The organism is Halomonas sp. ANAO-440 (assembly GCF_019915905.1).
In the GTDB taxonomy this organism is placed as follows: domain Bacteria; phylum Pseudomonadota; class Gammaproteobacteria; order Pseudomonadales; family Halomonadaceae; genus Halomonas; species Halomonas chromatireducens.
The window spans coordinates 12,947-33,653 of sequence record NZ_JAHXBV010000034.1; the positions used below are offsets into that span (position 1 = coordinate 12,947).

The 20,707-nt window shown below is 64.6% G+C and carries 18 protein-coding genes; 9 read left to right on the forward strand and 9 right to left on the reverse strand.

The genetic code is table 11. The features are described 5' to 3' along the window. The first annotated feature begins 9 nt into the window (after nt 1-9). From KZO25_RS17105 to KZO25_RS17115, 3 genes are read left to right on the forward strand one after another with little or no spacing between them, the layout of a single operon-like run. On the forward strand, nt 10-1,173 hold the full coding sequence (locus KZO25_RS17105) for a Gfo/Idh/MocA family protein (RefSeq protein WP_223137908.1): 1,164 nt from the start codon (nt 10-12) through the stop codon (nt 1,171-1,173). A 1-nt stretch (nt 1,174) separates the two neighbouring features. Continuing rightward, nucleotides 1,175-2,062, forward strand: a complete 888-nt coding sequence (locus KZO25_RS17110) for an aldose 1-epimerase (RefSeq protein ID WP_223137909.1) — start codon at nt 1,175-1,177, stop codon at nt 2,060-2,062. 43 nt (nt 2,063-2,105) lie between these two features. Next, complete coding sequence (locus KZO25_RS17115; protein ID WP_223137910.1) at nt 2,106-3,014, forward strand: SMP-30/gluconolactonase/LRE family protein; 909 nt, start codon at nt 2,106-2,108, stop codon at nt 3,012-3,014. Here the strand turns inward: KZO25_RS17115 and argE are convergent. The 6 genes from argE to KZO25_RS17145 all read right to left on the reverse strand — a co-directional run bounded on the left by argE (nt 3,011) and on the right by KZO25_RS17145 (nt 11,050). Next, the gene (argE, locus tag KZO25_RS17120; protein ID WP_223137911.1) at nt 3,011-4,165 is read right to left on the reverse strand and encodes an acetylornithine deacetylase; all 1,155 of its coding nucleotides are present in this window, start codon (nt 4,163-4,165) and stop codon (nt 3,011-3,013) included. The genes KZO25_RS17115 and argE overlap by 4 nt on opposite strands. Nucleotides 4,166-4,841: 676 nt before the next feature. Continuing rightward, complete coding sequence (locus KZO25_RS17125; protein ID WP_223137912.1) at nt 4,842-5,096, reverse strand: Txe/YoeB family addiction module toxin; 255 nt, start codon at nt 5,094-5,096, stop codon at nt 4,842-4,844. Further along, nucleotides 5,093-5,347, reverse strand: a complete 255-nt coding sequence (locus KZO25_RS17130; protein ID WP_066449434.1) for a type II toxin-antitoxin system Phd/YefM family antitoxin — start codon at nt 5,345-5,347, stop codon at nt 5,093-5,095. Before KZO25_RS17130 ends, KZO25_RS17125 begins: the two co-directional genes overlap by 4 nt. A 143-nt stretch (nt 5,348-5,490) precedes the next feature. Continuing rightward, on the reverse strand, nt 5,491-6,369 hold the full coding sequence (locus KZO25_RS17135) for an alpha/beta fold hydrolase (protein WP_223137913.1): 879 nt from the start codon (nt 6,367-6,369) through the stop codon (nt 5,491-5,493). A 77-nt stretch (nt 6,370-6,446) separates the two neighbouring features. Beyond that, on the reverse strand, nt 6,447-9,749 hold the full coding sequence (locus KZO25_RS17140; RefSeq protein ID WP_223137914.1) for an AAA family ATPase: 3,303 nt from the start codon (nt 9,747-9,749) through the stop codon (nt 6,447-6,449). Beyond that, complete coding sequence (locus KZO25_RS17145) at nt 9,746-11,050, reverse strand: exonuclease SbcCD subunit D (protein WP_223137915.1); 1,305 nt, start codon at nt 11,048-11,050, stop codon at nt 9,746-9,748. The genes KZO25_RS17140 and KZO25_RS17145 overlap by 4 nt, the downstream gene beginning before the upstream one ends. 83 nt (nt 11,051-11,133) lie before the next feature. Here KZO25_RS17145 and nfi point away from each other — a divergent pair, with 83 nt between their 5' ends. Together nfi and KZO25_RS17155 are read left to right on the forward strand one after the other, a co-directional pair. Continuing rightward, nucleotides 11,134-11,811 carry a deoxyribonuclease V gene (nfi, locus tag KZO25_RS17150; protein WP_223137916.1) on the forward strand — a complete coding sequence of 226 codons (678 nt, stop codon included), beginning with the start codon at nt 11,134-11,136 and terminating at the stop codon, nt 11,809-11,811. Between the two features lie 72 nt (nt 11,812-11,883). Further along, nucleotides 11,884-12,444 carry a DUF1415 domain-containing protein gene (locus tag KZO25_RS17155; protein WP_223137917.1) on the forward strand — a complete coding sequence of 187 codons (561 nt, stop codon included), beginning with the start codon at nt 11,884-11,886 and terminating at the stop codon, nt 12,442-12,444. A gap of 15 nt (nt 12,445-12,459) precedes the next feature. On the opposite strand, the gene KZO25_RS17160 is transcribed toward KZO25_RS17155, so the two are convergent. Continuing rightward, nucleotides 12,460-13,350, reverse strand: coding sequence for an aldo/keto reductase (locus tag KZO25_RS17160; RefSeq protein WP_223137918.1), 891 nt, complete (start codon nt 13,348-13,350; stop codon nt 12,460-12,462). A 168-nt stretch (nt 13,351-13,518) separates the two neighbouring features. Here KZO25_RS17160 and KZO25_RS17165 point away from each other — a divergent pair, with 168 nt between their 5' ends. Continuing rightward, complete coding sequence (locus KZO25_RS17165; RefSeq protein ID WP_223137919.1) at nt 13,519-13,950, forward strand: OsmC family protein; 432 nt, start codon at nt 13,519-13,521, stop codon at nt 13,948-13,950. 61 nt (nt 13,951-14,011) lie between these two features. Here the strand turns inward: KZO25_RS17165 and KZO25_RS17170 are convergent, their stop codons facing one another. Then, complete coding sequence (locus KZO25_RS17170; protein WP_223137920.1) at nt 14,012-14,689, reverse strand: gamma-glutamyl-gamma-aminobutyrate hydrolase family protein; 678 nt, start codon at nt 14,687-14,689, stop codon at nt 14,012-14,014. Next, on the reverse strand, nt 14,686-15,705 hold the full coding sequence (locus tag KZO25_RS17175) for an amidoligase family protein (protein WP_066449407.1): 1,020 nt from the start codon (nt 15,703-15,705) through the stop codon (nt 14,686-14,688). The genes KZO25_RS17170 and KZO25_RS17175 overlap by 4 nt, the downstream gene beginning before the upstream one ends. Nucleotides 15,706-15,837: 132 nt before the next feature. Here KZO25_RS17175 and KZO25_RS17180 point away from each other — a divergent pair, with 132 nt between their 5' ends. The 3 genes from KZO25_RS17180 to KZO25_RS17190 all read left to right on the forward strand — a co-directional run bounded on the left by KZO25_RS17180 (nt 15,838) and on the right by KZO25_RS17190 (nt 20,647). Next, nucleotides 15,838-18,180: a mechanosensitive ion channel domain-containing protein gene (locus tag KZO25_RS17180; RefSeq protein WP_223137921.1), complete on the forward strand. Its 2,343-nt coding sequence runs from the start codon at nt 15,838-15,840 to the stop codon at nt 18,178-18,180. Between the two features lie 138 nt (nt 18,181-18,318). After that, nucleotides 18,319-19,821, forward strand: a complete 1,503-nt coding sequence (locus tag KZO25_RS17185) for a hypothetical protein (RefSeq protein ID WP_223137922.1) — start codon at nt 18,319-18,321, stop codon at nt 19,819-19,821. A 139-nt stretch (nt 19,822-19,960) separates the two neighbouring features. Next, complete coding sequence (locus KZO25_RS17190; RefSeq protein WP_066449398.1) at nt 19,961-20,647, forward strand: CBS domain-containing protein; 687 nt, start codon at nt 19,961-19,963, stop codon at nt 20,645-20,647. Nucleotides 20,648-20,707 lie beyond the last annotated feature (60 nt).

The window sequence follows — 20,707 nt, forward strand, 5'->3', positions numbered from 1 at the left end:
TACAACGACATGAGCCAACAACAGGATACGTCCCGCCGGCTGCGCCTGGGCATGGTCGGTGGCGGCCAGGGCGCCTTCATTGGCGGCGTACACCGCATGGCGGCAAGGCTCGATGACCACTACGAGCTGGTCGCCGGTGCCTTCGCCTCCGATCCCGATCGCAGCCGAGCCTCTGCAGCGGAGCTGCACGTGGCGCCGGATCGCGCCTATCCGGACTACCGCGCCATGGCCGAGGCGGAAAGCCAGCGTGACGATGGCATCGATGTCGTGGCCATCGTCACGCCCAATCATGTGCATTTCGAGGTGGCCAAGACCTTTCTGGAGGCAGGGATACACGTCATCTGTGACAAGCCGATGACCACGACCCTGGAGGAAGCCCGGGCGCTGGCGGAACTGGTCGAACGCAGCGGTCGTTTCTTTGGCCTGACCCACAACTACACCGGCTACTCGCTGGTGCGCCAGGCCCGTGAGATGGTGGCCAAAGGCGAGCTGGGCGAGCTGCGCGTGATTCAGGTCGAATACCCCCAGGACTGGCTCTCCACGCGCCTTGAGGATAGCGGCGTCAAGCAGGCCGAGTGGCGAACGGATCCCAAGCGCAGTGGTCCGGCCGGGTGTCTGGGGGATATCGGTACCCATGCCTATAATCTGGTGCGCTTCGTCACTGGGCTGGAACCCCAGGCCCTGGCCGCTGATCTGCATACTTTCGTGGAGGGGCGCGCGCTGGACGACAACGTCCACATGATGCTGCGCTTCAAGGGCGGCGCCCGAGGCATGCTGTGGTCGAGCCAAGTCTCCCCGGGCAATGAGAACGGTCTGCGGCTGCGCGTCTACGGCAGTCGCGGGGGGCTTGAGTGGTGCCAGGAGGAGCCCAATCGGCTGGTGCATTCGCCGCTGGGCGAGCCGCCGCGAACACTGACCCGAAACGGTCCCGATCTGGGGGCCGCGGCGCTGGGGGCGGCACGCATTCCACCGGGGCATCCCGAGGGCTACCTGGAGGCGTTCGCACAGATCTACAGTGACTTCGCCGAGCAGATTCGGGCGCGCGCGAGCGGTCGGGAACCGGAGGCGCTGGCAACCGGTACTCCGGGGGTGGCCGACGGTGTCGACGGGCTGGTGTTCATCACCCGTGCGCTGGAGTCTTCCTCGGCAGGGGGCGCCTGGGTGGACTTCTAGGATGGCCATTCGGCTCGACAATGGCCAACTGCGGCTGGTAGTGGCGCCTGAGCTGGGAGGGTGCGTGGTGCGTTTCGACGCCCTGACAGCGGCCGGCCCATTGCCGCTGTTCCGCCCCGGCAGCGAGGCGGAACACGATCCCAACAAGATGGGCCTCTACCCGCTGCTGCCCTGGTCCAATCGTATCTCCGACGGTGGATTCGACTGGCGGGGGCGACACTATTCACTCGCAGCCAATCTGGCGGGGGAGCCGTTGCCGATTCACGGTGATGGCTGGCAGCAGGCCTGGCAAGTCGAGCACCAGGGACAGACCGAGCTGCGACTAGGCCTCTGCTCGTCCTGGCAGCCACCCTTCGACTATCGTGCGGTACTCACGTATCGCCTTGAGGAGGGAGGCCTGACGGTTGAACTGATGCTGACTCATCTTGGTGATGTCCCCGCCCCTTATGGCCTGGGCTTGCATCCCTGGTTTCCACGCAGCGCTGACGTGCGCCTCGAGGCGCCGGCCGACGGCGTCTGGGAGGTGGATGCCGAGCAGTTGCCGACGCGCTGGCGCCGCATGGAGGCGGACGATTCCTGGAATTTCGCAGTGGCAGCTTCGCTCCCCGCAGGCCGGATCGATAACCTCTTTACCGGCTGGAACGGGCAAGCGCTGCTCAGCTGGCCCGAGCGCGGCATAGCCCTCGACGTCACTACGCTGCCCAACCTGTCGCGCTACCTCCTCTTCTCGCCGGGGGAGAACGCCGACTTCTTCTGCTTCGAGCCGGTAAGTCACGACGTCGATGCCCATCACTTCCCAGACCCCACGGCCCAGGGGTTGGTGGAGCTGCAGCGAGGCCAGAGCCTGAGGCAGCAGTGGCGCTTCTGCCTGTCTGAAGCGACTCGATGATGGCTCGGTCGATGAGACCGCAAATGACACAAGGGATGACGGCATGCAGGATAACGCGATGACGGTAGCGGTGGAGCTCGACATGAGCCTGGGCGAGAGCCCGGTGTGGTCGGTGGCACGCCAGACCCTCTACTGGGTCGACATCAACAACGGCCATGTCTACGCTTGGCGACCCCAGGATGGGGCTGTACCGACTCGCACCGAGCTTGGCGAGAAAGTGGGCTGCGTGGCGATTGCCGGTTCGGGGCTGGTGGCTGCCACCACGTCGGGCATCCTGCGCCTGGCCGAGGATGGCGAGCCCCAGCGACTGGCCGACAATCCCGAGTGGAAGAAAGGTCCGGAAAAAGGGGGGCAGGCAGGACGGGGCAACCGCTTCAATGACGGCCGCTGCGATGCCGCAGGACGCCTGTGGGTAGGCACCATAGATGTCGTTGAGGCGAGCCCCACCGCGGCGCTCTACTGCCTCGAACGCGGTGAACTGACGCGGCGACTGACGGGTATCGGCATATCCAACGGTCTGGCCTTCAGCTCCGACCGGCGCTGGCTCTACCATACCGACTCGCTGACTCGGCGAATCCTGCGCTACCCCTTCGATGTCGACACCGGCACGCTGGGGGAGGGAGAGACTTGGGTCGACCTGGAAGCGCTGGGGTTGCCCGGCGTGCCCGATGGTGCGGCAGTGGACAGCGAAGGGTGCTACTGGAGTGCGCTCTACGACGGTGGTCGCATCGTGCGCTTCTCGCCCGAAGGCGAACTGCTGGCGGAGCATGAGGTACCTTGTCCGCAACCCACCATGGTGGCCTTCGGTGGGCCTGACCTGCGTACACTCTACATCACCACCGCGACCCAGCACCTGGATGCCGAGGGCAAGGCGCGCTGGCCCCTGGCAGGCAGCCTGTTGCAGATGAAGACTGAGGTCACGGGGCTTTCCGAGCCGGAGTTCAAAGCCTAACCGCTTGCCAGTCGCTGCCCTAATGCCCGCATGAACTCGCTGCCTGCTTCGAGTTGTTCGCTTTCGATATACTCGTCGGGCTGGTGGGCCTGGGCGATGCTGCCGGGACCGCAGATCACGGTAGGCAGTCCCACGCGCTGGAACTGACCAGCCTCGGTGGCGTAGGCCACGGCGCCGCTGGGCCGTTCCCCGAGCAGTTCGCAGCACAGGGCGAGTACCTCGGCGTTGTTGTCGTCGGCCAGCGCCGGCACCGTGACGTTGAGCGCCTCTGTGACAATGCGCGTCTCGGGAGCCCTGGCCTGCATTTCGGCTTCTAGCTCGGCGGCGTAGTCGTTCACGCGCCCGACCAGTTCCTCGAAGCGGTCCTGCGGCAGGTGGCGGATTTCCCACTCGAAGGTACATTCGCGGGCCATGATGTTGATTGCGGTGCCGCCAGCGATTTTGCCCACGTGCAGGCTGGAGTGTACGACGTTGAAGGCCTCGTCCACGCGCCCCTCTGCACGCAGCTCGGCCATCACGTCCTCTATCTTCGTCACCAGCCGGGCAGCCACATGGATTGCCGAGACACCCTGGTTGACCTGGCTGGAGTGAGAGGCACGGCCGGTCACGGTGGTGCGCAGGTTGGTGGCTCCCTTGTGGGCTACCACCGGCTGCATCAGGGTCGGCTCGCCGACGATTACCGCTGAGGGGCGTGGGTGGTCGGCCATCAGGCGTTCGATCATGCGCGGGGCGCCAATACAACCGACCTCCTCGTCATAGGAGAAGGCCAGGTAGATCGGCTTCGTGAGGTCCTGCCGTACCCAGTTCGGTACCTCGGCCAGTGCGCAGGCAATGAACCCCTTCATGTCGCAGGTGCCACGTCCATAGAGCCGGCCGTCCCCCTTGTCGACGAGTTCGAACGGATCGGTAGACCACGGTTGCCCGTCCACCGGCACCACGTCGGTATGCCCCGATAGCACCACACCGCCTTCCACTGCCGGACCGATGCGCGCCAGCAGGTTTGCCTTGCTGCCGTCATCGTTAACGATCCGCCAGTGCTCGATACCGTATTCGTCGAGATAGGTTTCAACGAAACCGATCAAGTCGAGATTGGATTCGCGGGAAACGGTGGGAAACCCTATCAGACGTTCGAGCAACTCGACGGCGGTCATGGTGCACTCCTGAAAGTAATTGTTCATAGCCTAACATGCCTCTATGCCTTGCACCCCTGGACCCCCAGCCAGTGCAAGTGGCTCGACCGCCTGGCCAGACAGCTCACTCATGAAGTGGCGCTCGATCGGATCTTCATCAACCAGTGTTTTCCGATCATGGTGGCTTGAAGCAGCTCGATGCCGTGCTGGGCAACTACCTTGATGAAGTGCTCATTGCCCTCAACGACGCCCTCTGGGAAGCGAGCTGACGTGTTCGTGGCGTCAACATGTCGGCGTGACATGTTCACGAAACGCGTTTTTTCGACACGCCTTCTGGATATGTCGACGGCATCGAAGAAACTCTTCGTACATCCCAAGTTGGTCAGGCTGATGACCGAGGACAGCAATGAGATCGTCCCGTACCTAAAATAGTGCCACCGCTTATTTTATTTTCGGCACCAAATTGAAATAAGGCCGGCGTGGCGCCACTGACAGGACCCCCCCATGACCCAGAATGACATGGCGGTCTCAAGTTCCAAGCGCAACACTATTGAAGAAGCTGCGTAGTGAAACTGTGGAAGAGCTCGAAAATCTACGGGATTTTTGAGTCAATGCTGAACCGATCGGCACTTCATTAACCCGCACCGGCCGGCACTCCCATTGAGAACGATGAAGCACTCTGAGGTCGTCTCGCGGGTCAGTAGTGATAGCGCAGCTGCGCGATTAGCAGCGCATCCTCCGTGACCTTGTAGACGATACGGTGCTCGTCGTTGATTCTGCGAGACCAGTAGCCTGCCAGGCCGTGTTTCAACGGTTCCGGCTTGCCGATGCCCTCGAAGGGGGTGCGCCGGATCTCCTTGATGAGCTGATTGATTCTGCGGAGCACCTTCTTGTCGGTCTTCTGCCAGTAGAGATACTCCTCCCAGGCGTGCTCGGAGAATGTCAGCTTCATTCCTCGATAAGCTCCCGCTCCTGACCCTTGTCATCTTCCAGTTGGGCGATGGATTCGAGCAGGCGGCGGGCGTTCTTTGGCGAGCGCAGCAGGTAAGCGGTTTCCTGAAGGGCTTCGTAGTCCTCCAGCGACATCATCACCACGGAGTCGGCTCTGCTGCGAGTGATGATCACCGGCGCATGGTCCTCGCAGACCTGCTGCATGGTCTTGGCCAGATGGGTGCGGGCGGCGGTGTAGCTGATGGCTTCCACTCGCTATCTCCTGTACATAAATCGGTACGTACAGGATATTGTACCTGCTGGGGGCGGCGCAATGCCATTCTGCCTGCCGTCCAGTTCAGACCTTTCCAGTAATCCAGTTCCTGGCGCCAGATCTTACCTGCCACCCTCGGCTGTCATGGCGGCGTGCCGATCATCCGCTCCAGCTCACGGTTGAAGGCCTCCGGCCTGGCCATGTGCAGGAAGTGGTCGGTATCTTCCATGATAACGGCATCGAACTCGGGCAGCAGTTGCCGGTTGGCTTCGACGTCGGTCGGCCACAGGTCGGCGTTGATAGCCACCACGGGTATCGTCAGTGCCTCGAACTGTCGTGCTGCTTCGCCATCGGCATGCCGCGACAGCATGTCCTCCATGGCGCTGATGGCCACCTCTGGCGGCGCGGCCGCCATGTCATGCATGACCCAGCCGCGCAGCTCAGGGTCGGTGCTATCGATGAACATCGACGCCACGAACTGGCGTGCGGCCGGTGCAAAGTCCTCCTGGAGCGGTTCCAGCATCCCGTCGCGCTGCTCCTGGCTGATCTCCGAGGCTATGTTGTGGAAGGTGTCGACGCCGACGATCCCGATCACGCGCTCCGGCATCAGGCGTGCCGCTTCCACGCTGACCGGCCCGCCCATGGAGTGTCCGATAAGGATCGCCTGCTCCACTTCCAGGTCATCCAGCACCGCCTTCACGTCCTCGCCGAAGGCCGGCATGGTGTAGGACTCACGCCCCAGGCCAGAATGACCGTGCCCTGCGAGGTCGATCGTTACGACGCGATGCGTCTGAGAGAAGTACGGCAGCTGCCCGCGCCAGTACCGCCCGTCGCAGCTCCAGCCATGAATGAAGACGAGCGTCGGTTCGCCGCGTCCCTGCACCTCGTAGGCAATCGGTACGCCGTCTGCCGAATCGACCATCCGCGGCCAGTTGACTTCGTCTGCCAGCGCCGGACTGGCAAGCGCCAACAGCAGCACCAGGCCCAGGTAACGCACGCCGTACAATGTAAATCCCCTCATGACGCCTCCCGTAGGTTTTCGCTGACTCATCCAGCATAGCCGAGCCAGCCGCGTCGTTTCGCGAAACTTGCGATCGGCTAAAGACCCACCAGCCTCGCCCGGCTGGCGCCGTTGCCCAGCGGCTCCACCTTGATCTGCACCGGTATGCGTTCATGCATCTCCTGGATATGCGAGATCACGCCGACGCGCCGTCCCTGGGCCTGCAGGCCGTCGAGAGCGTCCATGGCCAGTGCCAGCGACTGCGGGTCGAGGCTGCCGAAGCCTTCGTCGATGAACAGCGACTCGATCACCAGGTTGCCCGAGGCCATCGACGCCAGGCCCAGGGCCAGTGCCAGGGAGACGAGGAAGGTTTCGCCGCCGGAGAGGGAGTGCGCGGAGCGCTGCTCGTCGCCCATGTCATGATCGATGACCAGCATGCCCAGCGGGCTGCCGCCCCGCGCCAGGCGATAGCGTGGGGTGAGGTTGGCCAGGTGGGCGTTGGCGTGGTCGAGCAGCAGTTCCAGGTTGTAGGCCTGGGCGATGCGGCGGAAGGCCTTGCCGTCGGCGGAACCGATCAGTTCGCTGATGCGCCCCCAGCGGTGATGCTCGGTGCGCGCCGCTTCCAGTTCGGCCTGGCCGGCCTGTTGGCGTGCCCGGCGGCGGTCATCGTCGCGCAGGGCATGAACCGCGTCATCCCGAGCTCGTTGGGCCTCCTGCAGTCCGGGTTCAAGGGCTTGTCGTTCGGCTGCCAGGGCTTCCCGGCGGCTGGCGATCCTCGCTTCGCACGCTTCGCCCAGTAGTTCATCGTCGCTTTCGTCATCGGCCAGCCCCTGGGCGCGGCGGTGGCGAAGCAGGGCGGTGCGGCGTTCGGCCAGGGTGGCGGCAGCGCGCTGGCTGGCTTCGTCTGCCGCCTGCAGCCGGGCTTCGTCGCGGTCGGCTTCCTCCTGAGGCTGGGCCAGCAGGCGGGCGAGGGTGGCATCGTCCAGCTCGGGGTGCGCCTGGCGCCACTCGCCGAGTGAGTGGGCGAGCTGGTCGCTCTCCTGCTGCAAGGCGCCGAGCTGCTGCTCCTGGTGGTCGAGTCGCTGAGTCAGGCGCTGCAGCTCTCGTTCAGCAGCATGTTGGCGGCTTAAGGCGGCATCCAGGGCCTGACGGGCCTGGGCCTCGGTGTGGTCGAGTCGTTGCTGCCAGGCCTCCGGCGTGGCGTAGTCGCCGAGCAGGGTGCGCAGGGCGGCGGCGGTCTCGTCATGCTGGCGCTGCAGGGCGGGGCGGCGTGCGTCCAGTTCGGCCAGCCGTGCCTCGGCGTTGGTCTTCTCGGTCGTCAGGCGCGTCAGCGTCAGCTCACCCTGGCGCAGCGACTCCTCCAGCGGTGCCAGTTCGGCCTCGGCGCGGTGGAGCCGTTCTAGGGTGGCCTGGTGGGTATTGCGCTCGTTGCTGCTGCTCTGGCGCTGCCGGCTCAGCCAGGCGTCGCGCTCGTCCGCCGCCACGGGGGGCAGTTCCTCCGTCAACGGGTGGGCATCGAGTGCCTGGCGAGCCGCCTGCAGACGCGCCTGGCCTGCCGGCTGCTCGTTCTGGTGCTGCTGCATGGTATCCCGCACCACCTTGTACTGCGCCTGCAGCTCCTGATGGGTATTCAGTGCCTGCTCGTGGGCCTGCCGGGCGTCATCGAGCTCGCGCTCCTCTGCGGCCTGTTGGGCGGCGAGCTGGGCCGCCTCGGGGGTGGCCGGGGCATGCTGGCGCCAGGGATGGTCGCGCCCGCCGCATACCGGACAGGGCTCGCCTTCCTGCAGGCCTTCGCGGAGCATCACCACACTGGCGCTCCTGGCGGCCCGGGCCCGTTCGATAAAGGCGCTCAGGTTGTCGTGGTGTGACTTTCGCTCTTCCAGGCGCTGGCGGGCGGCCTGGCCCTCCCGGGTCAGCGCCTCCAGGCGTTCATGGGCTTCGGCAAGACGCGTTTCGCGCTGCCGATGAGTGCGCTTGGCCTCGTGATACTCGCGCCAGACACCCTGCAGTTCGCCCAGGGCCAGCTGGCGGCTGGCGGCACTGTCGTGGGCCTGCTGAATGGCCTGGCGGGCGGCAGGCTGGTAGGTGTGCCCCCCCATCAGTTCGGCCAGGGTGGCCTGCCACTGGCGCTGCTGCTCGAGCCGCTGCTGCTGCCTTTCATGCTCCTGGCGGTGCTGCTCGCGGTGCCGAGCGGCCTGCTCCCGAGCACGCTCGCATTCGGCAGTCAGCTCAGCCAGTTCGCGCCGCCGCTGGGTCAGGGCGTGGTGCTGTTCACGCGCTTGGTTCAGGTCGGGCTCGGCCTTGCGGCGCGCTTCGTTGGCCGCCTCAAGGGCCAGGGCGGCCTGGCGGTGGAGGCTGGTAGCGTCCTGCGCCTCCTGCTGGGCCCGAGCCAGCGCCTGGCGGGTGGTGTCGCGGGCATGCTCTGCCTCGGCGATCAGCCCGGGCAGGCGGGCCTGACGGGAGAGGTCCTGGCGGCGGGGAGCCATCAGGCGGCGCCACTGGCGGTCGGCACGCTGCTCAGCCAGCGCTTGCCACTGGATGTCGGCTGCCTGCTGCTGGTCCACTCCCTCCACATGGGCCGCCTTGAGGTGGGCATCGTCGCTGTGCCAGCGCTGCTGTGCCTTGAGCGACTCCTCCTGCCTTTGCAGGTGAGTGAGGGCTTGCTGGGTGGTCTCGGAGTCGCGTTCCAGCTCGGCTCTTACGTCAGGGGCCGCGGGCAGATCGTCGGCCAGCCTGGCCTGCAGGGAATCGACGACGCCCTTCGCCTCCTTGGCGCGACGATAGGCGGCGATGGAGATGGCGGAGTATTCGGTGGTGCCGGTCAGGCGCTCCAGCAGGTCGCTGCGGTCATTGTCGTCGGCCTTGAGGAAGGCGGAAAACTCGCTTTGGGCCAGCAGCACGGCACGGGTGAACTGCTCGAAGCTGAGCCCCAGCACCTCGGGCAGGAGGCGGTCGAACTCCCGCTTCTGGGCGGTGAGAAGACGCCCGTCCTCGAGGTCGGTGAGCGATTGCTCCGCCGCCTGCAGGCGGCCTTCGGCCTTGTCGCGTGCCCGCCGCACCGCCCAGCGTGCCCGGTAGCGATGCCCATCCCGGCCGAGGAAATCGACCTCGGCGTAGCCGCCAGCCGCACCGCGGCGCAGCAATGTCCGCGGATCGAAGCTGGTCACGTCGCTGTCGCCGACGTCGGGCAGGCGCGCCTGGTCCTGGCGTGCCCCGCGCAGCCGCGGGGTGTTGCCGTAGAGCGCCAGACAGAGGGCGTCGAGCAGGGTGCTCTTGCCGGCGCCGGTGGGGCCGGTGATGGCGAAGAGGCCGGCGTCGGCCAGCGGCGGCTGGGTAAAATCCAGTTCGTGGTTGCCGGCCAGGGAGGCGAGGTTCTCGAGGCGAATGGCAAGGATCTTCATGGGTTGCCTTCCTCGCTGGGTGACGCGTGATGCAGCACCTCCTGGCACAGGGCGTCGAAGTCGCGCAGGGTCTCGGCGTCCGGCGTCGCGCCGTAGCTCTCCTGCCAGGCACGTTCGAACAGGGCGCGGGGGCCCAGGCTCTCCAGCGTTACCCGTGGGTCATGGCCGGTGCCGGTGGCGGCGGGAAAGCGGGTGTGAATGCGAAGCAGGCGCACCGGGCACTCGGCCAGCGCCGTCTCGATACGGTGGCGCAGGTCGGGGCGGGGGGCGTCGAGCTCGACGCGCACCTCGAGCCAGGGCCAGCGCTCGCGGGGAAGGGTGCCCCCGGCCGAGGCTTCCTGCTCCGGCGTCGCTTCCTGGCCCTCGCGTGGCAGGGCCTCCAGCTCGGTCAATACCTGATCCAGTGGAGCGGGGCCGACACGCAGGAGCTCCACCGCCCGGGGAATGGCAATCGACTCGCTGCCGACCAGGGCCTCGCCCTCGAGGGTGACTTCCACCACCTGGTGTGGATAGTTCACCTCGCTGAAATCCATCGGCAGGGGGCTGCCGCTGTAGCGGATGCGCGGCTCGCCGACCTGCTGCGGACGGTGCAGGTGGCCCAGTGCCACGTAGGCGATGTCGTCGGGAAACAGCGCCGCCGAGATCGACTCCTCGCCGCCGATCACGATGGGCCGCTCGCTGTGCTCGGAGACCTGGGCGCCACGCAGGTGGGCGTGGCTCATGGCCACCAGTGCCTGCCCGGGCCGGCGCTGCCGGCGGGCGGCGTCGATCAGCTCCCGATGGACGCGCTGGATGCCGGCGATGTAGCCGCCGTCGTGTTCGCCGTCGGCCGCGCTCTCGCGGCGGTTGCCGGTGACCTCGGCGGGGCGCAGGAAGGGCAGCGCCAGGCACCAGGCGCGGGTCTCGCCAGCGGCGTCGGTCAGTGGCACCAGCAGGCGCTCGGCCTCAAGGCTGCCGTCGTCGCACCAGCTCACCCGGCCGAGGGCATGGGCATTGAGGCGGCGCATCAGCGGGCCGGGCAGTTCGATGCGGCTGCCGCTGTCGTGGTTGCCGGCGATCATCACGATGTCGAGCCGTGGCAGGCGACGATGCGCCTCGACGATGAAGCCGTAGAGCTGCTCCTGGGCGCGCAGGGAGGGGTTGACCACGTCGAACACATCGCCGGCGATCAGCAGGGCGTCAGGCTGTCGCGCCTCCAGGGTCTGGAGCAGCCAGTCGAGGAAGGCACCATGCTCGACATGGCGCTCCTGGCCGTGGAAGGTCTGGCCCAGGTGCCAGTCGGCGGTGTGGATCAGTTTCATCGAGCCTCTTCCCTGCTATGGTGACCAGCGACATGGAAGCGATAGTCTACGCGAGACACAAGGACGAATCAGGAGGCTCGAGCATGCCCGTCGCAGCGCTGCATGACTGGAACCTGACCCCGGAGGAGGCCATCGCGCTGCAGAAGCGCCTGGCCGGCAGCATTGAACGGCAGGATCGGATCGACCCCGTGCGGCATATCGCCGGGGTCGACATCGGCTTCGAAGAGGGTGGGGAGGTGACCCGGGCCGCGGTGGTGGTGCTGAGCTGGCCGACCCTTGCGCCGGTGGAACAGGTGGTCCACCGCGAGCCGACCCGCATGCCCTACGTGCCTGGCCTGCTGTCGTTCCGTGAGATCCCGGCGGCGCTGGCGGCCTTCGCCCTGCTCACCACCCGGCCCGAACTGGTCATGGTCGATGGTCAGGGCATCGCCCATCCGCGCCGCCTGGGGGTGGCCTCGCACCTGGGGCTGTGGCTCGACCTGCCGACTATTGGCGTGGCCAAGTCGCGGCTCTGCGGCAGCCACGGCGAGGTGCCCGCAGCGAAGGGGGAGTGGACCCCGCTGCGGCATCGCGGCGAGACCATTGGCGCGGTGCTGCGCTCCCGGCAGGCCGTGAAACCGCTCTATATCTCGCTCGGCCATCGTATATCGCTTCCGACCTCGCTCGACTGGGTGGTACGCTGCCTGGGACGCACCAAGCTGCCCGAACCGACGCGGTTGGCCGACCGCTTGGCCTCGCGGCGGGACGAGAAAAGTCGCTGATGGTTGTCTTGGGCTTTGCATTCCTTGCCGCCGCGTTCGACCATGGGGTTCCGTCACCTGCCGAGCCCTGCCATGTCTGCTTCTATCAGCCCCGCCCTCGCCGCGACCCGTACCTGGGTCGAGAGCTTCGTGGTCGCCCACGATGTCTGCCCCTTCGCCGGTCGGGAGCTTGCCCGCGACACCATTCGCTATACGGAAGTGGAGGCCAGCGAGTGGGAGCCGGCCCTGCTGACGCTGATCGAGGAGTGCCATCGCCTCGACGAGACGCCGGCGATCGAGACCACCCTGCTGGTGCTGCGCCATGGCCTGGGGGATTTCGACGACTACCTCGATTTCCTGGCCGTCGCCGAGGCGCTGATGGCCGACCAGGGCTATGAGGGCATCTACCAGTTGGCCAGCTTCCATCCCGACTACTGCTTCGAGGATGCCGAGCCGGACGATCCCGCCAACTATACCAATCGCTCCCCCTGGCCCATGTTGCATCTGCTGCGGGAGGCGAGCCTGGAACAGGTCCTGGCGCACTATGCCGACCCCGAGGCCATTCCCGAGCGCAACATCGATGTGATGCGTCGCCTGGGCGCGGGGCACCTGGCCGCCAACCTGGCCAAGCTGCGGGACAAGAACGCTTACTGAGCGGTAACCACCCGCCTAGACGATATCCAGCGGCACCTTGCCTCTCGGCGCCGGAAAGGCATCGTCGAGCCGTGCCACGGTTTCGTCATCGAGCTCAATCGTCAGCGCGGCGGCATTCTCTTCGACATGTGACGGCTGCACCGCCTTGGGAATGGCGATGACGTCGCGACGTCCCTCGAACGGGCGGATGACCCAGGCCAGCAGCAGTTGGGCGGGGGTGATGCCCAGCCCGTCGGCAAGTTCACGAACCACTGGGTGCCCGAACAGGTCGTGGCGCAGTTGGCCGGCCTGGGCCAGCGGGCAATACGCCATCAGCGGCAGGTCATGACGGCTTGCCCAAGGCCGCAGCGCTGTTTCGATGCCCCGTGAGCCGAGGTGGTAGAGCACCTGATTCATCGCGCAGTCATCGCTGCCTGGCAGGGCATGGAGCGCATCGAGCTCGTCGACGTCGAAGTTGGAAACGCCGAAGCGGCGAATCTTGCCCTGCTCGCGCAGACGCTCGAAGGCTTCCAGGGTCTCCTCCAGGGGTATGCTGCCCGGCCAGTGCAGCAGGTAGAGGTCGAGATGGTCGGTTTTCAGGCGGGCAAGGCTGCGTTCGCAGGCCTCGATGGCGCTTTGGCGACCGGCATTCCAGGGGTAGACCTTGGAGACCAGGAAGGCCCGGTCGCGGCGTCCGGCCAAGGCTTCGCCTACGACCTCCTCGGCACCTCCGTCGCCATACATCTCGGCGGTATCGATCACGGTCATGCCAAGCTCCAGGCCTTGCTGCAGGGCGCGGACCTCGTCGCGGCGCGGGGCCTGCCCTTCGCCCATGTACCAGGTGCCCTGACCGATGGCTGGGAGCGAGATGATGGGGGCGTTTGACGTGGCGGGAAGCGGGATACGCGGAGTGCGGGAGTGTTTCATGGCAATCAGGCGCTCTTGCGAAGCATTTATTGGAAATAATTTCCATATAATTGCGTAAAAGGGATGGCGAAGACAAGCCCATGCGCTATGGTGAGGGATGGGTGGCGGCAAGATCTGCCGTTCTCGCCATTCCTTTTTGACCAGTTCCCATCATCGCAAGGAGTCGACATGAGCATGAAGAAATCCGCTAGCGCTGTCTGGCAGGGTAGTCTGAAAGAGGGGCGCGGTCAGGTTTCGACCGAGAGCGGTGCGCTCAAGGAGGTGGCCTACAATTTCGGCCAGCGCTTCGAGGGCAAGCCGGGGTCCAACCCGGAGGAGCTGGTCGGTGCGGCCCATGCCAGCTGCTACTCCATGGCGCTGTCGATGATCATGGGGGAAGCAGGCCTCGAACCCGAGAAGATCGAGACCGAGGCAACGGTCACGCTGAGCCAGGATGACGGCGGTTTCAGCATCAGCGCCGTGCATCTCAAGACACGGGTGCGTAGCCCGGGCGCCGACCAGGCCGCCTTTCAGGATGCCGCGGACAAGGCCAAGGCGGGCTGTCCGGTCTCCAAGCTGCTGAATGCCGAGATCACGCTGGATGCCAAGCTGGAAAATTGATACCTCCCTGACAATCACGACTGCCAGCGGCCACCTTCGGGCGGCCGCTGTCGTTCGGCCTTCACTCAGAGGACATGCCGCGACGGGCCGCTTCGACCAGGGCGTGGATCAGCCGCTGCTGGGGGCGATTGAAGATCAGCCACTCCGGATGCCATTGCACACCGATCAGGAACTCGTGCTCCCGGGATTCGATGCCCTGGACCAGGCCGTCCCGGTCGCGGGCCACGATTTCGATGCCCGGCCCTGTCTGCTGAACGGCCTGATGGTGCAGGCTGTTGATGCGGCACCAGTTGACCTTGAGAATGCGGTGCAGCTGGCTGTCGGCGACGATATCCACCGTCTTGCGTGGCAGCACGGTACGGCGCCGCTTCAGTCCCTCATGGGTGGTGTAGATGTCCGGGTCTAGGGTGCCACCCAGGTGGACATTGAGCAGTTGAGCGCCACGGCAGATCCCCAATACCGGCTTCCCCAGGGGGACGAAGCGTTCGATGAGCTCCAGCTCCAGCTCGTCCCGCTGCGGGTCAACCCGGACATCGAGCTGGACCTCGCCGCCGTAGAGGTGGGCCTGGATATCGTCGCCACCACCGATGACGAGACCGTCGAGGTGATCGGGCTGCGGGCGCGAGGGGGAGAGTCGCAGTGGGCGTCCGCCGTGACGCCATACGGCGAACCAGTCGAACCACCAGGCGATACGGCTCTTGTAATCAGAGGTCGTGATTCCGATGAGAGGGCGGGTCATGAGGGGGTGCGGGCCTCCCGGATCCAGTCGCGCAGCTTTCCGACCCAGCGAGTCAGGCGCGGCAGAGTGTGATAGCTGATGTAGTCGGCGGAACGTTTGGTGAGCGCTTCGTCATCGGCAGCGAGTCGCTCGACCTCCACCCAGCGGTTCCATTCCACCACGGCACCCCAGCCTAGCTGTGAAAGCTGAGCATTGGGCAGGCGGTAGTGGAAGGTGGGACGCGCCTTGACCAGTGTGTCGTGGAACAGTTCGTGCGGGTAATCCGGCCGGAGAAAGGCAAACAGGGGGTAGAGGTCCAGCTCCCGATTGCGGGTCGGGTTGAACGCGATGTAGTCGGCGATCAGGCCATCGAGATCCGGTGCATAGTCCGGAGCCAGCACCTTGAGGGCGTAGGGTTTGGGAAAGGGATTGGCGTGAGGCAGCACCTCGCGGGTGATGTCGATATCGATCTCCTGTCGCAGCCACTCCGCCATGAGCAGATAGGCTCGCAGCTGCTTGAGAATGTAAGCGACGTCCAGGCTGGCGACTTCGGGGTTGAGATGCAGGCCAAAGCCGTAGAGCAGGCTGGCGTCGGTGCCCTTGGCGCCATGGCTGTAGAGCGCCATGAACAGGGCGTCCAGCTCGGTGAGTTCGTCCCAGGGCACGGGGGGACAGACCACTTCAGTTGGCACCAGACCGGTTACCACGTCACCGATCAGTTGACGCGTTCGGTTATGCAACTCCACCCGCATCTGACGTCGCTGGCGCTCCCACTCGCTCTCCTTGCGCGGCACCTCTTGGAGCAGCTTGGCATCGGGATGCGCATACTGTGTGTCGAGCTCGATGACGAAGGTGCCCCAGCGTGTCTCCTCCACCTTGAATCGATGGGGGCTCACCACGCTGATCTCGCCACCGAAGAGGCTATGCACCAGCTCGGCGGTACCCAAGGGGGGCAGGCCGGCAAATTCGATTTCGACACCCACTCTACGAGGTCTACCCTGGTAGCTCAGTGGCGTGGGTGGTGATTGAGGCAACATGGAGGCATCCTGTGCGAGTCGTGCAGTCTTCGCCGCCAGCCTAGCACAGTGCTGAGCAGGCTCGGAGGAATCGATAATTGCTGGCTGCTGTCACAGGGCGAGGCAGCGAACATGTAAAGGAGTAGTCACGTAATGCCAGGTGGTTTCTTTCAGGCGTTGAGGGGCAGCAGGCGATGGCGCAAGGACTGGGCCTGGCTGCCGATCCTGCTTGTTGTCCTGTTGCTGGTTTCCGGTGGTCCACTGAGCGCTCAGTCCCTGCCTATCGGCGGGCTGGGGGCCGGCGAGGATGATGCCGGTCATGACCCCGCGGCGTTCCAGCAGTCGCTGAACGAGGTGATTGGCACCCTGGAGGATACCCAGCAGCGCGAGGCGCTGCTCGAAAGCCTGCGCGAATTGCAGCAGGTGCATGCCGAGCGTGCCGAAGAGGGAATGGGGCAGCGGCAGGGGCTGCTCGGCGCCCTGGCGGAGACGTTCAGCGAACTGGGTGAGCAGGCCGAAGCGGGTGAGTCGCCGATCGATGACTGGCAGCGCCAGCTGGAGCAGGGATGGGAGGATCTCGGTGACTTGATAGTTGGCACAGACTCCGCCGAGATCGCACGATTCACCATCGAGAGTGCCGTACTGCTGGCGATCTGGGCGGGGCTGCTGGTGATCCTGATTGCCTTGGGCAGGCAGCTGTTCGTGAGGCGAGGGTTGCCCCTTGACTTGCCGCGGGAGCCGCGGGGCTGGCTGCTGGCGCTGCATTTCCTCCGGCGCATGTTGCCCTGGGCCCTCGCCTTCGTCCTTGTCATGGGCCTGGCCCAGGCCTTGCCCGCCAGCCCCGGACGAACCCTGGCGCTGATCATCGCCTATCTGGCGCTGTGCGGGCGCGCCCTGTCAGTGATAGTGGAATGTGTGATTTCGGTCTTTACCCGAGGCCATCGCTTCATAGCAGTGCTCATCCTGCAGCAGCGGGCTCTGCGTAAGCTGTTCGTCATTGGCGCACTGATCGCGCTTGGCGATGCGCTAAATTCGGAACGCTTGTCTCTGATGATAGGGGAAGAACTGGCGGCGCTGGGCTCGGTGCTGGCCAATATGCTTGCAGCCATTCTCAGTATTCGCTTCATTCTCAGGTTCAAGCGGCCAATCAAGCATCTGATCCGCAACCGCTCCTGGCGTGTTCGCTCTGACGGTGGCACCACTATCGAATTGGCGCGTATCGTCGGTGGGCTGTGGCACGTCCCGGCGCTGCTGATCGTGGTGGGCTCGCTGCTGGCGATCTTTGTCACCGTGGGGGATGTCGGCGCGGCGTTGGCTCGCTCGATCATCTCTGCTGCCTTGCTGGTGCTGACCCTGGTCGTTACCGGCCTGATCCAGCGTCACATCGAGCGGCGCGCCAAGCGCCGTCGGATCAGCGAATACCGGCGCCGTCTCGAGCGCTTCGGCTATGCACTCTCGCATGTGGTTGCCTGGATCGTCTTCGCCGAACTGTCGCTGCAGGTATGGGGCGGCTCGCTGTTCGGCCTGGGTAGGGAGGGCGTGGCCGGCATGCGTATCGGCCAGGCACTGCTGGCGCTGGGCTTCACCGTGCTGCTGGCGTGGCTGGTGTGGATATTTGCTGATACCGCGATTCAGCGGGCGCTGATCACCTCGGGGCGCTCCCGGGGCCGCCGGGTCAACCAGGCACGGGCCCAGACCATTACTCCGATGATCCGCAACGTGATCTTCGCCACCATCGTAATCATCACCGGTATCGTGGGCCTGGCCAACCTGGGGGTTAACGTTACACCCCTGCTGGCCGGTGCCGGGGTCATCGGCCTGGCGGTGGGCTTCGGGGCCCAGACTCTGGTGCAGGACCTGATCACCGGCATCTTCATCATCATCGAGGATTCACTGGCGGTGGACGACTTCGTTCAAATCAATGGGCATATGGGCACCGTCGAGGGCCTGACCCTGCGCACCGTCAGATTGCGCGACCTGGACGGCATCCTGCACATCATCACCTTCAGCGCCATCCAGTCGATCCACAACATGTCACGTCATTTCGGTATTGCGCTGATGCGCATCCGCATACCGCACACCATGAAGATAGACGATGCCATCACCCTGATGCAGGAAACGGCCCAGGAACTGCGCCAGGACCCGATGATGCGCCACCATATCTGGTCGCCCCTGGAAATGCAGGGCGTCGACCGCTTTGATGAAGGGGCTGCGGTGCTACGCATGCGCTTCCGCACTGCACCGGTAATGCAGTGGGATGTGGCCCGTGCCTTCAACCTGCTGCTGAAGCAACGCATGGAAGCCAAGGAGATCGATCTGGGCATGCCGCGGCTCAGCGTCAGCATGGAAGGTCAGCCCGGCGATGATATGTCCACAGGAACGGCGTCAGACAATCATCAGGGACAGTTCCGTGACGCCAAGGGGCGGGAGCCGGGAGAAGCGGGTATTGCCGACCCGCACGGAGACACCAATCCGCAGAAGGCGTCGCCTGAATAGTGCTAGCCCTGCGTTGACAGCCAGTGGGCCGGGCAGCGCATGGGGTGCGGCGACCCCGTGGCAAGCGGCCCGTGTTCCGCCGTACCATGAAGCTGGTTACTACCGGCCATCGGTCCCAGGATCAGGAGCAGCGGCGACGTGATCACCGTCGAGCGCAAGGATAGCTTTCATCTCAAGATTTCCCGCGTCCTGCAGGAGGAGACCTCGCACCGGTTGGACGTGTTTCTGTTCGTACCCGGTGAGCTGGGGTTGAACGATCACGTCATCTCCGAGGACGCCTTCTATCACAGCGTCATTCACAGCAAGCGCACCTACTACAGTGACAAGCACCATCTGCCGCTGGTGCTGAGCCGGCTGGCCAGCCGCGGCAAGCTGACCAGCGACCAGTACCGGCTGAGCCTCAGCCTCTACGCTTACCAGTATGTGGTTGCACTGGAGCGCTCGACCCAGACCCTGCTGGACACTGCCAGACAGGTGAAAGAGGAGGAGCGGCGCCAGGACGGTCGGGATGAGTCGAACGCCGAAGGCGAGCTGCCTCCCGCGGAGGGTGAGCGTACCGAGGAGGAGATGACCCCAGCGGTGCGCCTGAGCGAACAGCTCGAGGAATTGTGCGAGCTTGCCCAAGGCATACTGCGACGCCTGCGGCGCAACCAGCCCGGCAGCGAAAAGCTTCACAAGTACTATGCCAATATCGACAACTACCTTTCATGGTTCACCGAGCAGCAGCTGCTGGCGCTGGTGGCAAACCTGCCGCGAGGCAGGGGGTTCCGTTCGGTGCGGAAACGGTTACTGACGATCTGTACTGCTGAGAGCGATCATCGCGAGCAGGCGGAGTACAACTCCCGTCGAGTCACCCATGATCCCACCCGGATGTCCAACAAGATGCGGCTGCTGCGGCGACTGATCGAACACCCGGTAACACTGAAGCAGCAGAGCCAGGAGCTGGGCAGTGGGGAGCAGAAGGCGGTCAAGGGGCTGGCCACGGCGGTGGTCATGATCTTCGTCTCACTGGGGCTGCTCCAGGCCCGCGACTCCCTGGGTGACATCACGGCTCTCTTCGTGCTCGCGATGGCCGTACTCTATGCCATGCGGGAGGTATTCAAGGATGATCTACGCAATACGCTGTGGCGCTGGCTGCGCAAGGGCCGCCCGAAGTGGCGTCGCCAGTATCTGGATGCCACCAGCGGTGCGCTGGTGGGTCGCCAGCTGGAGTGGTTCGACTACAAGCGATTCAGCAAGCTCGATGAAGATATTCAAAGGGTGAGGAAGCGGAATGTGGCTCAGCGAGAAGAAGTGGTACTCCACTATCGCTCGAGTTCACGTATGTCGCCTACCCGTTTCCTCAGCGGCTACGAGACGACGCGTGAAACCCTGTCGCTTGACCTCTCGGTACTGGCACGACTGATGGACAAGGGCGAGCACCATGTCTACCGGTTGAAGGATGGCCAGGTATCTCAGGAGTCGGTGGAGAAGCGCCATCTTCTGAATCTGGTCATCCGCGAGGAGGGCATCAATACCCGGCCAGTCATTCAGCGCTGGAAGATCGTCATGAGCCGTTCACGTATCGTCGATGTTGAGCAGGTCTACCAGGAGGGTGGAGAGTCGGAAGAGGGAAATGGGTCCCGGCTGGCGAAGGTTTGAGAGGTAGGTTTGCTTCATGTCAAGCTGTTGAAAATGGTTGTCTGCTAATGTAACGGTGAAGGTGCGGTTTGTGAGACCCCTCATCTGGGACTAGATTCATAGCCATGCCTTCCCGCTTTCATTATCCGGAGATACCACCATGCAAGCTGCAGATGTCATGACGCCCAATGTCATTACTGTTTCGCCCGACGCGGATGTTCAGGAGATCGCTCGCCTGCTGCTCGACAACAACATCAGTGCGCTGCCGGTGGTGGATACGGAGCATAAGGTGTTGGGCATCGTCAGTGAAGGAGACCTGATGCGACGGGTCGAGACTGGCACGCAGCGTCGCAAGTCCTGGTGGCTGCAGCTGCTTGAGGGCAATAATCCCAGCGAGTACATCAAGACCCATGCACGCAAGGCGCACGAAATCATGACTCGCGACCCGGTGACCGTCAGCGAGGATGAGTCGCTGCGACGTATCGCCAAGCTGCTTGAGCGCCACCATATCAAGCGGGTGCCGGTGGTGCGCGATGGCCGTCTGGTGGGAATTGTCAGCCGGGCCAACCTGCTGCGCGGCTTTGCCGCCAAGAAGACGGACGTCGAGGCGGTCAGCGTTGATGATCGAGACATTCGCGACGCCATTCTCAAGGAGATCGACGATAACACCGGGGTCTGGGTCGACCGTATCAACGTCATCGTCGCCGATGGTGCTGTTCAGGCCTGGGGCCTGGTGGAGAATCAGGAAGAGTGGCAAGCTGTTCAGGTAGCCATTGAAAACACCCCCGGGGTGAAGTCGGTAGAAAACAACGTAGGGATGTTGCCGCGGGGTATGGGGGGAGCCTGAGGCCCCGGAGCGACAGGACGCAGGAAAGTATGACGAGTGCATGTCAGTAGGGCGGCCGAC